11 protein-coding genes are annotated in these 13,967 nt (G+C 61.8%); 6 read left to right on the top strand and 5 right to left on the bottom strand.

The window, feature by feature from the left end:
* Positions 1-662: 662 nt before the first annotated feature.
* Positions 663-1,628 carry an acyl-ACP desaturase gene (locus tag SINAC_RS05770; RefSeq protein WP_015244748.1) on the top strand — a complete coding sequence of 322 codons (966 nt, stop codon included), beginning with the start codon at positions 663-665 and terminating at the stop codon, positions 1,626-1,628.
* Between the two features lie 453 nt (positions 1,629-2,081).
* Positions 2,082-2,759: a hypothetical protein gene (locus SINAC_RS05765; protein WP_015244746.1), complete on the top strand. Its 678-nt coding sequence runs from the start codon at positions 2,082-2,084 to the stop codon at positions 2,757-2,759.
* Between the two features lie 33 nt (positions 2,760-2,792).
* Here SINAC_RS05765 and SINAC_RS05760 read toward each other — a convergent pair whose 3' ends face one another.
* The 3 genes from SINAC_RS05760 to SINAC_RS05750 form a co-directional block, all read right to left on the bottom strand.
* The gene (locus SINAC_RS05760) at positions 2,793-3,566 is read right to left on the bottom strand and encodes an SPFH domain-containing protein (RefSeq protein ID WP_237722462.1); all 774 of its coding nucleotides are present in this window, start codon (positions 3,564-3,566) and stop codon (positions 2,793-2,795) included.
* Positions 3,559-4,275 carry an SPFH domain-containing protein gene (locus SINAC_RS05755; RefSeq protein WP_020465834.1) on the bottom strand — a complete coding sequence of 239 codons (717 nt, stop codon included), beginning with the start codon at positions 4,273-4,275 and terminating at the stop codon, positions 3,559-3,561. The genes SINAC_RS05760 and SINAC_RS05755 overlap by 8 nt, the downstream gene beginning before the upstream one ends.
* Before the next feature lie 99 nt (positions 4,276-4,374).
* Positions 4,375-6,186: an ABC transporter permease gene (locus SINAC_RS05750; RefSeq protein ID WP_020465835.1), complete on the bottom strand. Its 1,812-nt coding sequence runs from the start codon at positions 6,184-6,186 to the stop codon at positions 4,375-4,377.
* 364 nt (positions 6,187-6,550) lie between these two features.
* Here SINAC_RS05750 and SINAC_RS05745 point away from each other — a divergent pair, with 364 nt between their 5' ends.
* A complete protein-coding gene (locus SINAC_RS05745) occupies positions 6,551-7,228 on the top strand; it encodes a hypothetical protein (protein WP_015244742.1) in 678 nt (225 codons plus the stop codon).
* A gap of 132 nt (positions 7,229-7,360) precedes the next feature.
* Here the strand turns inward: SINAC_RS05745 and SINAC_RS05740 are convergent, their stop codons facing one another.
* Positions 7,361-8,284, bottom strand: coding sequence for a DUF6807 domain-containing protein (locus SINAC_RS05740; protein ID WP_015244741.1), 924 nt, complete (start codon positions 8,282-8,284; stop codon positions 7,361-7,363).
* Positions 8,285-8,328: 44 nt separating this feature from the next.
* Positions 8,329-9,510: an ExbD/TolR family protein gene (locus tag SINAC_RS05735; protein ID WP_015244740.1), complete on the bottom strand. Its 1,182-nt coding sequence runs from the start codon at positions 9,508-9,510 to the stop codon at positions 8,329-8,331.
* A 309-nt stretch (positions 9,511-9,819) separates the two neighbouring features.
* Between SINAC_RS05735 and SINAC_RS05730 the strand changes: the two genes are divergently transcribed.
* The 3 genes from SINAC_RS05730 to SINAC_RS05720 all read left to right on the top strand — a co-directional run bounded on the left by SINAC_RS05730 (position 9,820) and on the right by SINAC_RS05720 (position 13,939).
* The gene (locus SINAC_RS05730) at positions 9,820-11,034 is read left to right on the top strand and encodes an acyltransferase family protein (RefSeq protein WP_015244739.1); all 1,215 of its coding nucleotides are present in this window, start codon (positions 9,820-9,822) and stop codon (positions 11,032-11,034) included.
* Between the two features lie 231 nt (positions 11,035-11,265).
* A complete protein-coding gene (locus SINAC_RS05725) occupies positions 11,266-11,964 on the top strand; it encodes a hypothetical protein (RefSeq protein ID WP_237722463.1) in 699 nt (232 codons plus the stop codon).
* A gap of 148 nt (positions 11,965-12,112) precedes the next feature.
* A complete protein-coding gene (locus SINAC_RS05720) occupies positions 12,113-13,939 on the top strand; it encodes a DUF885 domain-containing protein (protein WP_015244737.1) in 1,827 nt (608 codons plus the stop codon).
* The last annotated feature ends 28 nt before the right edge of the window (positions 13,940-13,967 follow it).

The raw sequence follows: 13,967 nt of genomic DNA, 5'->3' as shown, positions 1-13,967 counted from the left end.
TTCAGCGCGATTGTTCGTCGGATCTATCGCGGTTGAACAAATCGGCTTTCCAGGCGATTGATGATCGGTCATGATAGACTTGGTCGTGTTGGCCCCGAATTTGCTTTCGAAAGGCTGTGGGCCGCGCCACGGCCTCGAATCTACAAAGTTTACCGCATCGCCGTATTCCCTGTATTTGCCCCAATCTAAAGCCATTTTACCCTGCTGGATTGACCGGCCAGACGCTTTGAGTTCGGGAACACGATCGAACCGATTATGCGTGGTTCGATCGCCAAGAACTGGCTGGCGGTCCGTTGACCCGTGAGGAAGTGGGCGTCACTCTATTTGAGACGAATTGCGAGACGAACGGGCCCAGCCTTGATCGCCCTCCTGAATTCATCAGGTATAAGAGACAAGGGATTGAAGTCGGCGAGGGAAAGCCTGCCTGCGTCAATTCCTTGAGAAGTTGAACCCGTTTTCTTTTTTCTTCCGATCAGAATGTTATCCGCTGTCTCTGAAATTCATCAGCCCGGAAGATTTCTTCGCGATTCCTAGCGCCAGGACCTCGGGGAGGGCCGGCGTTTCAATTTCCACACGCAATGTTCGGATGACTTTGGGATCGTGAACGATACGATCGGTCCCGTTTCGAGCATTGCCTTTTGCGGCTAGAAAGCAGTCTGAAGATGGACATCGTCGATAGTGTGCAAGGATTCGTTGGAGAGAACCTCTCGCTACTTCTCCCTGTCGACCAGATCTGGCAGCCGACTGATTACCTCCCCGACCTCGAGTCCGACAATTGGTCCGAGCAATTGGCACAGTTCCGGGAGACGGCCCTGCGGTTGCCCGATGAGCTGCTGGTCGTGCTCGTCGGCAACATGGTCACCGAGGAAGCGCTCCCGAATTACACTATTTCGCTCGAGCACATCGCCAAGGATCCGACCGGGATTACGGACACCCCCTGGGCGCACTGGCTGCGCGGTTGGACGGCGGAGGAGAACCGGCATGGCGACCTGCTGAACACCTACCTCCGCCTCACCGGACGAGTGAACATGCGATCCGTCGAAACGACGGTCCATCACCTCATCAAGAACGGTTTCAGTCCGGGCAGCGAAGGGAACAACCAGGCAGGCCTCGTCTACGCCGCCTTCCAGGAACGCGCCACCCGGATGTCCCACGGTAACCTCGCCCGCCTCGCCGACGAGCAGGGCGAAGTGAATCTGGCACTGATCTGCCGCAAGATCGCATCCGACGAGACACGCCATGAAGTCTTCTACACCAAAGTTGTCGCTCAACTGATGGACCGCGACCCGGAAGGGACGATTCTTGCCTATCGATCGATGCTCAAGCGAATGATCGCGATGCCTGGGGCCAGGATGAACGATGGCAGGACCCCGGATCTCTTCGACCACTACGCAGCCGTCACCCAGCGCACCGGGGTCTACACGTCCCGGGATTACGGCGACATCATCCGGCACCTCAATAACGCCTGGAACGTCGGCCGCCGATCGGTATCCGGAAAAGCCGCAAGGGCCCAGGACTACATCTGCCAGCAACCCGAACGCTTCGAACGCTTCGCCGACGAGATCGGTGAACAGGTCGCCAGCCAAGCCCCCTTCTCCTTCTCCTGGATCCGAGACCGAAAAGCCTGATTTCCTTTCCCAAGGACGCGAGTGCCTCCGTCCTCCAGGAATCGCCGGGCCTCGCAACGCCGCATCCGATATTGGGGGAACGCAATCCGCCCGCCGTCGCCGTCCCCGCTCGGGACGGCACGGAATACTGGACTGGCACCGGAAGTGCAAAGCACGGACTGAGGGGACACTCGATTCAGAAGCATCCGCCAACGAAGCCGGACAGTCGAGACGGCGATGGGGAGCCAGTCCATGTTCTTCTTTTACTTCAACAAACTCGGATGTCTAGGCTCAATCCTGGTTTCAATCGTGCTCACAGGCGTGTTGATTCTGCTCCTCTACTTCTGGAATGGCTGAACGAACTCGGGACTATCGATCGCCCCTCGGAAAGACTTTGCGGATCTTCTTGTTCCTGACTTCCTGCCCATCCCGTATCACCGTCGCTGATGGGCGACACCTTGGAGTTGAGTAATCATGAGACCGTCCCGGTTGACTCGATCGCTCCGCGTTGGTGCCATCGCCCTGCTGGCAGGAACCACAGCACTGATTATGATTCCTTCGGTGAGCTACGCGGAACAGTTTGTCCTGTTCGACGTCACCTTCACCTTTACCAAGGCAGATGCGGACACGTCGAAGCCGAGTAAATCGCACTACTACGTTCGCGGCAAAGCGATGAACCCGGACCGTCCGCGCAACTGGACGAGCCCGGTAGACTATCGGAACGGGACGGTTCACATCCGCACGGAGGTGATCGAGAAGCCCGCCGGTGGCGAGCCCACGACGTGGAGTATTTGCTATATTCCGAATCGAGGTCAAGGAAACGGATACGGCTGCACCGGGACGGTCCTCTACCGCGAAAAAGGCGTGTATGAGCAGGACATCTCGATGAAATCATTCTGGGAGAACGACGCGATCGTCTGGTCGGAGGGCATCAAGCAAATGGATCTGGTGATCAAAGACAATAGCGGGGGCAGGGGCCATGCGCACCAGCGGCCCGACTCCGAAAAGTTCTTCCCGACGAAGATGCGGATTACCTTGGTCCAGGTGTCGGCCGGTTCAACCTATGATCCGAGCTTGGTCCCCAATCTCCCTCGTGAATCGGGTGCAAGCAACGGAACGCCAAAAGCCAGCGCAACCGGAGTTGGGCGGTGAGCCACCCTCAGCGCGTCGACCGAGTTCCCTTGATCATGACCCCTGGAGGGCAGCCGGACGACGCGCCGGCTTCTCAACCCTGCCGCGCGATCGAACCTGGTAGCATCGGCTCGACTTGGCGATCGGCGGATGTTCGGTCCCGATCATGACCAGCGCTGACTCGACATCGAGGCCCCCGTCGATCAGCAAGCGCAACACTCGGGCGCGTTCGACGGTCTTCTCGCTGAGCTGCGTCGTCCGCAAAACACCCTTGTTCGGCGCAATGGATGTGAACCCGGCCTGCTCAACCGCGAGTCCCCAGCGGGCAACCCAGGCCTGTACGCGTTCGGTCAGTTCACGGTCCAGCGTCAGGCGGTCGGCCAGATGGGCCTGATCGCGAACGCGGAGGACTTCGGTGACAAGAATGGGAACCGCGTCCCGGCAGCCGATGGCGACATGTTCGACCATCGTGAGGGCCTTCGTGGCATTCTCGACGTGATAGACCACATTCACGCTGACGTCATAGACCAGCCCATCGACAGTGAGCACCTTCTGTATCGGGAGGTCGAGCGTGATGGACCGTACGGGGGTTGTTTTGACCCCGTGGACCAAGGGAACGAGCCAGTGGAAGCCTGGTTCGAGTTCCTTGACGGCTCGCCCCCAACGGAACAGGACACCGCGCTGGCCGGACTGGATCATGATCCCAAAGGCGCGAGCCAGGCCGAACAACGCCACCGCGACGGCCCAAGGACGCTTCTGGGCAAACCTCCAGGTGACCTTCCAGACCACCTCAACGAGCTTGAGCAGCCAATCGAGAAGGTCATCCATCGTGATCATTGCCCGAGTTGTGGGTCGACACGTCTTGATTCTCTCCGGCAACCGTGGGTTGAGCGGGGGCCAGAGGTGAAGGCACGGCCAGCCGCGCGCTTTGTCCCGACAAGGCCATGACTGCGCCTGAAATCAGCGAGACCGCCGCCTCGGGATTGAGCCCTTGCTCATCGTGGAACTGGCGATAGAGCGAGAGTTTCTCGTGTGCAAGCTTCTGCAACTGGGTGATCTCCATGGTTTCCGGCGTCGGCGAGAAGGTCGAAAAGCCAAACTCGTGAACCTGCACACCCCACTGCTGCTCGACGGGGCCAAGCGCTTGCTTGACCTCATCGACCATCCGCGACATGTCACGGATCGAGTGCCTGTCCTGGGCCTTGACCACGTTTTGCACGATGATGACGAGCCGATTCTTGAGACCCTCCACAAGGTTGTCGACCTCGATGACGGCCTTGCGGAGATCGACAATCTGGTAGACGACCTTGGCGCCGACCTCGTAGACGAGTTCGTCGCTCAGTTGAATCACTTGCGGCTCGAGGTCGAGGGTCGTGTCCTTGGTGGCCACAACCTGAAAGCGTTGGAGGATCGGAATCTTGAAGTGGACGCCAGGCCCAACCACGCCGATGGCACGTCCCAGATGGAACTTCAAGGCATGCTGGCCTTCATAGACCACCACGAAGATCCCGGTCATCGCCTGGAGAAACTCGAGCATCACGCCCCCCGGACAAAAGCCGACCCACCTCCCAAGTGCCTGTCCACAGTACCCGGCCGTCCTCAGGACCGACACGGAGTTCTCCGATTCGGCCGGGCCTCAGCATCGCCCGCGCCGCGCATCGAACACTCGGGCCGCGAACCTTGTCGCGGCAATCGCTCCGGTGGCGTGGACAGCAAGGCTGATCGCAAAGGTCCAGGCAAGGCCGGGTTCAAGAACCACCGAGCGCCGCCAGATTCCCGCCGGAAGACAGAAGATCTGCCCCCAGACCTGACCGGTGTGCCACTGTTGGATATCCATGGGCGATAGGAGTGAAGCCCATTCCATGAACGGGGTCAAGCCGGCAAGGTAGACGCTCGACCAGGCCCCCGTGATCGACCCGATGAGGCTCAAGGGGACGAAGAGCAAGGGGAGCGCATTGCTGACGAGCAAGACCACAAGCGTGGCCCCGATCGCCCGTTCCGACGTCTTTGACATCATGGAAACAAAGACCCCAATCGCTGCTGCATACCAAAGATAGACGACGATTCCGATCGCCGCCGAGACAGCACCGATGGGATGGACGGAACCGGTCATCAGGCCGACAATCCAGACGAGGAGAAACGGAATCGCAAGTCCACGCACCGCGACCAGGGATCCGATCACCTTGGCTCGAGCCACTTCGCGCCCGGTCACGAGAGTGGTCGTCAGGCTGACCCACGTCCCTCGCTCTCGCTCACCGGTCACGCTGGTCGCGGCGATGGCGGCTCCACACACCAATCCCAGGAAATAGAGAGTGGAGTGAACATGGCGGAGCGATTCGTTCAGTGCATTTCGCTTCCACCACCATGCCAAAGCATCCCACCACGACTCGTGCCACTCCAAGAAGGCGCTTCGGACCGTCCCGAGCAGCGGAGCGAGTAAAACCATACAGACGAGGAGGATTGCCCCACGGACCACGGGACGGTCGAGAGGCCCGGAGGTTGTATACCACTCCTTCCAGAGGATCGGATCGTCGCCGATCGGCGGCCGGTGCTTCGAGTTCGGTTCCCCAACCCGGGCGGTCCGCAGCCAGACGCCCAACCGTAAGGGACGGAGGAGAAGCAAAGCCAGCAATACGAAGATCGCCGAGAAGGTCAACTGGATGCTCACGAAACCAGGAAGGCCTCGCGCCAACTCAGACTTGAGCCAGGCCGAGCCCGCAGGCTCCACGTACGGCCCCGCGAACGGCCTCATCGTAATGATCGTGAACAACCACTCCTGGTTAGCGGGATGCCCCTGGAGAATCCAGCCGCTTACAGTCTGGAGCCAGGCCAATGGCCAAGGGAGTTGAACGGCGAGCGACGCGTACCCAATCGGTCCAAGGAGCCAGCCGACCACGAGGACATAGGCCATCAAGATTGCCAGACGCGGTCGCGGGTTGACAACCGACACGACGAGCGATAGCGACGCCACAAACAGGGTCCACGCGACAAGCATGATGTACGCGCTGGAGACGAAGCTGAAGTCGAGAGCCCCGAACAAGACAAACGGCAACACAAAGGGGAGGCCAACGCCCCAGGCCATTCCGGTGCGCGCGAGTTGCACCACCAGTTTTCCCAGCACGATCGACCCGCTCGACAGCGGGCTGGCCAGTAAGTCCGTCATCGTCCCACGCCGATCTTCCTCGGCGATCGACCCCGCGACCAAGCCGGGCACCAGGACAGCAATCGCAATCCCTTGCACCAATGTGAGCTCGAGAAAAAGCAACTCCGTCAGCGAGCGCAAGGCCTGCAGTGTCTGCCATCCCCCCGCTGAAGCGTGCCGCCAGTCTGACACCATTGCGGTCATCATCCCCATCAAGAACAGGCCGATCGCCCCCCTGAACAGGTAGAGGCGACCTTGCCGCGCCGTCCGTCTCAATTCAAAACGGAGAATGGGGCCCAGGTCCATGATCGTGCTCCGTTGCTCTGCCACCAGGCTCGCCCCAGCCATCGATGCCCACCGACGAATGTCAGAGGCAATTCATCGTACAGTCGTTCGTCGCGATGTAAAGACGCGGCACAGACCATCCTTGAGTGCCTCCAAAGGAGTAACCTCGACCTGAGCGTCACTTCGTTGGTCGACGTCGCGATTCGGTGATAAGCTTGGAGACGAGGAAAGAGGATTCAAGAACCCGGCGATCACCCCACGTGACCATGTCTTTGCCAACGCGCTTCCCAGTCCCCTGATTTCGTGGATTTTTCCAGTGTTTGAACGACGTCAAGGGGCACGGAGCGAACGCGGCAGCGAGATCAGAAGAAGAGGCAAATCACTTATGAGACGTGTAACCTTGATGGCCTCGCTTGTCGCCGTGGCGGCCTCCGCCGGAGTGGGGGAGTGGCTCCCATTTTCGATTCTGACCCCTGCCGTTGCGCAGGCCCCCGCCGAGCCCGAAATGCCCCCGACCGTGGAACCGAGCCCACCACCAGCCGAGCCGCCACCGGTCGACTTCGCCCCGGCGCCGGCACCGCTTCCTTCCGCCACACCGGCCCCCACGACTCCGCCACCGCTCCCTTTCGTCGTACCTCCCACGGAGTTCGTCGCTCCGGAACAGGGTGAATTCGGGCCCGTGCTCCGGGTCATGCCCGCGCATCGGATCGCCATGATGGAGGCGGGGCGACCGCTCCCTGAGACCGACCCCTTGGTCGCTCGGTCGGCCGTGGCCTTGTCCCAGTTGACCGGTAAATATCTCGAAGATGCCCCGAGAATCGTCGACCTGACAATCAAGACCTGCGCGGCGATTCGGCTGGCGAAAGGGACCGTTTCACCCCTGGATCTGATGGACGGGGCGCTGCACTTGAAGCGGCCGACCACGAACAACGGAAGTCGCCCGCGTCAGTTCGAGAAGTTTGCCACAGCCTATCGCAAGGCACGGCTCGCCGGAGGCAAGGACCACGCGAAAGCGATGGCTGAAATCCAAGGGCCTCCCGTTCCTCAGCCAGCGCCTCGCTGACCTTCCCAACGGTGGGAAGCCGACCAAACAATGGGGGCGCCATCTGATTCGCCCCCCGAAGGCCAGAACCTGGTGGGCCACGTCCATTATTCTTGGCCAGGTCAATCCCTCATATTCGGGCATAAGCCAAACTCAGCCGGGCAAGGCCACGCGCTGAAGAGTCGCGATCCCTCCCTTTTGCGGGGGAGCGACGGAATAGGCCGGCGACTTCGCGAACGAGTTCCAGGCCTGGTCGAGGGCCCTGCGGTCGGCGGGGCCGGCATGGACGAGTAGGCGGTAGCGAAGGTCGAGGGGATGGTCGGTGGCCAGTCCATAAGGCTCGGCCAGGTTGAACGCAGCCTCCATCCAGCCGTCCTGCCGAACGTGCCAGTGGGTGGGATATCGCGGGTTATCGGGATGATCCATGTAGCAGATTCCCTCGACCTTGTCGGGGGCGGAGGGGCCGGAGTAGTCGACCCAGCGGTGCGCCTTGCCGAAGATCGCGGGTTCGCCCGTTGAACCATCGGCGGCAGTCAGCCGGCCGCCGCCGAACTGCTCCGAAATCGTCTTCGCCACCCGCACACCGAGGAAACCGAAGTTGGTCTTGTCGAGCGGGACAGGGATCCCAACCGACTCGAACCGCGATTGAAGGTCGAGCGCGAAGCCACCGTCGGCGTTCGGCTCGAGCACGAGCGTCAGGCGCTGCCGCATCACCGTGTGCCCGTGAGCCCACCAGTCGGAATCCGCCACGAGCCCAGCCCAGTCGGGTCCATCCTGATAGATAAGAACCTGTTTGTGACGCACCTGGATATCGGAATGGGTACTCTCGCCCCAGAAATTCGTTCCGTCCACCTTTTCGTGTCCAAACCAGACGGAGCGGTGATGCTCGTGTCCGACGGGGTTCGGGTGCCCCATCCGCGTCAGGTGCGCTCCGGAGGGGCCGATGACCGGGTAGATGAAGGGGCGCGGGCCCCCTTGGCCGAACTCGAATCCAACGCGTTCGACGCCATCGACCTGCAGGCTGGCTCGATCGACCTGGGGAAGTGCCTGGACTCTGGGAAAGGGAAACGATGCCACGATCGACCTCCTCGGTCTCGGTCCATCTGCCGGTTGGTTGTCTTTCAAGGTTGCGTGTCGGCCGGGGCAAGGCGGACTGTCGAAAGCCCGGCCGCGCCAATGACTTCAAAGGCGGTTTGTAACGCCGAGAATGGCTCATCGGCAGGCACCTGGAGCAGGATCCAGGTGGCCGGATCGGCCGCGACGGCCTGCTTCAGCGAGTCGGTGAGTTCCTGGTCCGTCTGCGCCTTGCCGTCAAGCGTGTACTGGCCCTTGTGAACCGTCACGGTCTTGCGCCCCGGCTTGCTCTCCCCCTTTGCGAGCGGGCCGATGTCTTCCCCTTCCGGCGCGAACGCTCCCCCTTCGCGAACGGCGAAAAAGCCGAAGACGCGATCGAGCATCGTCAAACTTCCGGCGATCGCCCCTTTACCCTCGGTCCAGAGAAGGCCCTCGAAGTCTTGCCGGGTGCGTGGATACGTGATCGTGAAACTGACCTTGTGCGGGACGTCAGCCGCAACCTGGCCGTTGACCGGGTAAGACGTCCCGTTCAGATCCGAGCGGAACTGCCCCGAGACGAGACCCGCCGGATCGACCTTGAGGTCGAGCAACCCCGACCACTGGCCGTTGGCGAACAGGCGGAATCGACCCGCAAAGTCACTCGTGAGCACGTTTCGGCCGAGCGAGGGCCGGGTGCGATCGACGGCGGCGAGGGCGACCGGTTTGTTCAAGGAATAGAGCTTGGCCTCACCAATCGTAACGAGGCGCGGGCCTTCTTTTCCTTGGCCCACAGCCTCGAACCGCAGGTCTCCGCCTTGCCCCTCAGGGACGACCTGACCGCTGTCGAGGTCGAAGTCGAACCCGACGAACAGGAGAATCTCCTTGCCGCGTGCCAATCGTGTGGAAAGGTTCCCCGATTCAAACGTGTCAAACCGTTCGAGCGTCAGCACCGAGATCGGCGGCCCCGAGCCGGTGGCCGGCTTGCGAAGCGCGGGCGACACGAGCAGGCGGGCGAGATTGCCCTGACCGGTCCGAGCGATCAGCAAAGTTGACCGCGCGTCACGGAGCGCGCTGGGAAGGGCGTCGATCTCACCGATCGTCAGGCTCGCTTGCTCTTTCGCGTCCTGACTGGTGGGGATCGCCGCGAGCACTTTCCCCTCGATCCGGTCGAAGTCATCCCCCCGAGTCGACAACGCGGGAGCGGCCAAGAGGACGAGCGACGCCAAGACAACCGGTCGGTATCGGATCATCGAAGAAGAACTCCAGGGCACCCCATCGAAATCCAGGCAGAAGCAAGTGAAGAGAGAGCCGCGATCGCTGGTCCAGGGTATTGGAACGGTTTCAGCGGACACAAGGGATCAAGGGGTGCTCTCACGAGCAACGCTCCTCCGCAAAGGTGGAGAGAACGGTGCGGGTCCATGATTGACGGCGTGCCCCGCCAAGTCAATGAGGGGGGATCCGCGCCCTGCTTGCCGGATCGTACCCTCACGCGATAATGAAAGGCGGCCTGTCCCGCCTGCATTCCGGGATTATTGTCGAATGCGCAATGAAGGAACCCGATGATTCCCCCTCTGGAACGGAGCCCAAGGTATCACCTGCTCGATGTTTGGCGAGGCCTCGCCTGCCTGATGGTCGTCCTCCATCATACAGGCTTCGCTCTGATCTTTGAGACCGGGAGCCGGGCAGGGGGGTGGGAGAGTTGGCTGAAGTGGGCATCGGCCTCGTTGCTCTGGCGGATGAACCTGGGGGTCCCCCTTTTCTTCGTCATCAGCGGCTACTGCATCGGGGCGAGCGTCGACGCAACGCGCCGGCGAGGGTTGGGGTCACTTGCCTTTCTGGGCCGGCGGATCTGGCGGATCTACCCCCCATACTGGGCAGCCCTTCTCTGGTTCGTTGCCGTGATCGGCGGCCTGAATGCGCTCGGCCTCCAACGTCTCACTCATGGCAACGGAACGCACGCCCTCCAGCTCGACTCACCCTGGACTCTGGATGCAACTCAGTGGGTCGGCAACCTGACCCTCACCGAGGAGTGGCGTCCCTTGGTCTGGCGGCCCCCCGCTCGCAACGTCTTCACCCGGGTCGCCTGGTCGCTCTGCTACGAAGAGCAGTTCTATTTCGTCTGCTTCCTCACGCTCCTGATCGCCCCCAGGCGACTCTACGGCGCCTTGGCCGGGGTCACGGTCGGCGCAGTCCTGCTTCGTGTAGTGGCGGCCGACATCGGCCGGATGTCCGAGATCGAAGGGGCGTTCCCAACGCTCTGGCACGAGTTCGCGGTCGGCCTGGCCGTCTACTGGCGGCTCAACGTCCCAGGCTCATTCCAGGCAAAGCGTACCGTCGAGCTCGCGCTCGTCCTCCTCACCGTCGCCGGTGCCTTCGGTGGATTCTCAACCCCCGTCCCTTACTCGACCGCGGCCACCGGCCTCTTCGGCCTCGCCTTGATCGGACTCCGTCGTTGGGACGAGCGCGCGGATGCGCTCGGTTGGCTCCGCCCCTTACGCGCGTGCGGCCGACGATGCTACAGCATCTACCTGGTCCATTTACCCGTCTGCACGGTCGGCAACCTCTGGCTCTACGAGCAGGGCTTGACCAGCTTCTGGGCGCGCGGTCTGGTGATGATCCCGGCCGTTTCCGCCGCCTCGGTCGCCGTGGGCTGGCTCTTTTTCTGGGGGGTCGAACGCCATTTCCTCAACCCACCGATCATCCCACGCGACCACGAACCGCTGACCGGGGAAACCGGCACGGCCCGGTCCAGCGAATCCCCCACTCCTTTTTGAGAGTGTCCGTCGCACTCCACCACAGCCTCGGCGGCCTCACTACTTGACGCTCCCCGTCACGCGGAAGACGATGATTCGCGAGAACGATCGATGCGACCGATCCTCACAAACCGATGGTGTCATCCTCGAAGGACGAGCAGCGCAATGGACGAACTCCAGGGATCGCGGCCACCAAGTCTGGCAAGGAGGCTGGGCGTTCGGCTGCAGAGGCGGCGTTTTCGAGCCCTCGTGGTGGGCCTTGCATGTGGTTATCTTGGCATCCTGGCCTTTCCCGACCTCCTCTTCGCCAGGCAGATGACCCACGGGAACTTTCGCGTAGCCTCGGATGCGCCGATCGACCCGGGGCTGACTCGAGTCCTCGATCGCGCAACGATCAAGCTCGGGACCTCGTCGATCAACGAGCCCGCAATGATTCATCGAATTTATCTCTGTAAAAGCTGGTGGCGCAAGGCACTCCTGGCCCCGACAAACCTCGGCGCATACGGCATCACCCGTGGATTCTTCGAATACACGGTTCTTCTGGGCGAAATTGATGTCGATGCCGATCGGATCGTTCGCGACCCACCAAGGCTCGTCGGTCGTTCACTGAGCGGAGTCATCGCTCACGAGCGAACGCACGCCCTGATCGACGGCCGCCTCGGACTCTGGGCCAGCATGCGATGTCCCTCCTGGAAGAAAGAAGGCTATTGCGACTACGTCGCGGGCGACACCACTTTCCCGATCCCGGAGGCCATACGCCTGATCCGCGCCGGCCAAGAGAGTCACGAGCCGGCATTTCGATATGCTCGCTCCTACTTGCTTGTCAAATACCTGATCGAAATTGAAAAGTGGAGCGTCGCAGCACTCATGGACGCGAAGGTCGAAGAATCCGAGTTGTTGGAGAAGGTCCGGAGTCAACTCGATCGGCTCGCGCCCGCAGCCATCAAGTGACGTCGACGCAGTTCACATCAGCGACTCCTCATGCCAAGTTCCCCAAGGTGGAAACGGAACGTGCCTTTCGCTAGAGTTCATAGGCACAGAAAAGCCGGCCGATCACCTCGGAAGGTTTCAACAGCGGCTTACAACTTCGAGATCTGACATGACGATCTGCACCCGTTTCCTGAACCAGAGCCGCTTGTGGAAATGGTCGGTCCTCACCGTGGCGGTAGTCGGTTTCCCCTGGGGCGTGGGCACGAGCCAAGCCGGATTCATCGGCGGTGAAGGGACAGACAACCCGAGCCGGCAGCTCAAGGCACTGTTCGCGGAATACTGGGACGATGAGCTGCGTGCGGGTCCGCTTGAAGCCACGTTCCTCGGCGACCACCGCTATGATGATCGGCTGGCGGATCTCTCCGACGCGGCTCATGAGGCGCGGGTCAAGCGGGATCGCGACCATCGGCACGCACTCGAGAAGATCGCCCCGGAAACACTCTCGGCCGACGAGCGGATCGATCGCGAGGTGCTTCGGTTTACGCTCGATGACCGGATCGAAGGCGAACGATTCCGCGATCGCCTGATCCCGATCACCCAGCAGGACGGGATTCACCTCCAGTTCGCGCAGAGCGTCAACTTCCACCCGAGTGCCACGGTCGGCGACCTCGAGAATTATGTGCGGCGGCTGCACGCCTTTCCCCGCGTCGTGGACCAGACGATCGCCCTGATGCGCCAGGGGATGGCCGAGAAGCGGATGCCGCCGCGAATCACAATGGCCAAGGTCGTCCCGCAACTCCGCGACCTCGCTCCCAAGAACCCCGAGGAGAGCCCGCTCTGGGGGATCGTCGCCAAGCTCAAGGATTGGTCGGAGGCCGACCGCGACCACGCAACGGTTGCGGTCCGCCAAGCGATCGCCGACAAGGTCTCCCCCGCCTACGCCAAGCTTGCGGCCTTCGTGGAGACGGACTATCTTCCCGCCTGCCGCGAGAGCGTCGGACTCTGGGATTCGCCTGAGGGTGATGTCCACTACGCCTTCCGCGCCCGGTCGTTCACCACGACGACGCTCTCCCCCGAGCAGATCCACGAGGTCGGGCTCACCGAGATGGCGAGGATCCGAGAGGCGATGGAGGCGATCCGCAAGAAGGTGGGGTTCACGGGTGATTTGAAGGCGTTCTTCCAGAAACTCAAGGACGACCCGAAACTCAAGAACCAGAGCGAAGCAGAGATCCTCGGCCGCTACCGGGCGATCTTCGAGGCGATTGACGCCAAGTTGCCCGACCTGTTCGGCCACCTTCCGCGCACCGATTACGGGATCCGCCCGATCGAGGCCTACCGGGCCAAAGCTGCCGCCGCCGGATATTATTACCCCGCTCCCGAGGACGGCTCACGCCCCGGCTACTTCTACGTCAACACCTCAGACCCGACCAGCCGGACGACGTACACGATGCAGGCACTCGCCTACCACGAGGGGGTGCCCGGCCACCACCTCCAATTCAGCCTGGCGATGGAAGTCCCCGGCCGGCCTGCGTTCCGCAAGTTCGGCTACGTCCCCGCCTTTTCTGAAGGGTGGGGCCTCTACAGCGAGGGCCTCCCCCGCGAAGTTGGCCTCTACACCGACCCCTATGCCGAATTCGGCCAACTCGAGTACAGCGCCTGGCGGGCGGGCCGACTGGTCGTCGACACCGGCCTGCACCAAAAGCGCTGGAGCCGCGATCAGGCGATCGCCTACCTCGAGGAGAATACGGCCGTCCCTCGGATCGAAATCGTGAGCGAGGTCGACCGCTATATCGCCTGGCCCGGCCAGGCACTCGCTTACAAGATTGGCGAGCTCAAAATCCGCGAGATTCGGGCCCAGGCCGAACGCAGGTTAGGTACCAAGTTCGACATCCGCGCGTTCCACGATCGGCTCCTCTCGCTCGGTTCCGTCCCTCTGAGCGTGCTCGAACGATTCATGGAACAGAATCAACAGACCGAGGCCGAACCTCAGCGTTAAGCTCATTTTTTCGACCCCACCAATGGTT

Origin of the sequence: Singulisphaera acidiphila DSM 18658, from assembly GCF_000242455.2 — a bacterium.
In the GTDB taxonomy this organism is placed as follows: domain Bacteria; phylum Planctomycetota; class Planctomycetia; order Isosphaerales; family Isosphaeraceae; genus Singulisphaera; species Singulisphaera acidiphila.
Note: the sequence above shows the minus strand (reverse complement) of the source record. Positions and strands in the feature narration are given on the sequence as shown.

Bases quoted from the DNA above. Each gene is read 5' to 3' on its own strand.
- SINAC_RS05770 (WP_015244748.1), top strand. From the start codon at position 663: ATGGACATCGTCGATAGTGTGCAAGGATTCGTTGGAGAGAACCTCTCG.
- SINAC_RS05765 (WP_015244746.1), top strand. From the start codon at position 2,082: ATGAGACCGTCCCGGTTGACTCGATCGCTCCGCGTTGGTGCCATCGCC.
- SINAC_RS05760 (WP_237722462.1), bottom strand. From the start codon at position 3,566: ATGGATGACCTTCTCGATTGGCTGCTCAAGCTCGTTGAGGTGGTCTGG.
- SINAC_RS05755 (WP_020465834.1), bottom strand. From the start codon at position 4,275: ATGCTCGAGTTTCTCCAGGCGATGACCGGGATCTTCGTGGTGGTCTAT.
- SINAC_RS05750 (WP_020465835.1), bottom strand. From the start codon at position 6,186: ATGGACCTGGGCCCCATTCTCCGTTTTGAATTGAGACGGACGGCGCGG.
- SINAC_RS05745 (WP_015244742.1), top strand. From the start codon at position 6,551: ATGAGACGTGTAACCTTGATGGCCTCGCTTGTCGCCGTGGCGGCCTCC.
- SINAC_RS05735 (WP_015244740.1), bottom strand. From the start codon at position 9,510: ATGATCCGATACCGACCGGTTGTCTTGGCGTCGCTCGTCCTCTTGGCC.
- SINAC_RS05730 (WP_015244739.1), top strand. From the start codon at position 9,820: ATGATTCCCCCTCTGGAACGGAGCCCAAGGTATCACCTGCTCGATGTT.
- SINAC_RS05720 (WP_015244737.1), top strand. From the start codon at position 12,113: ATGACGATCTGCACCCGTTTCCTGAACCAGAGCCGCTTGTGGAAATGG.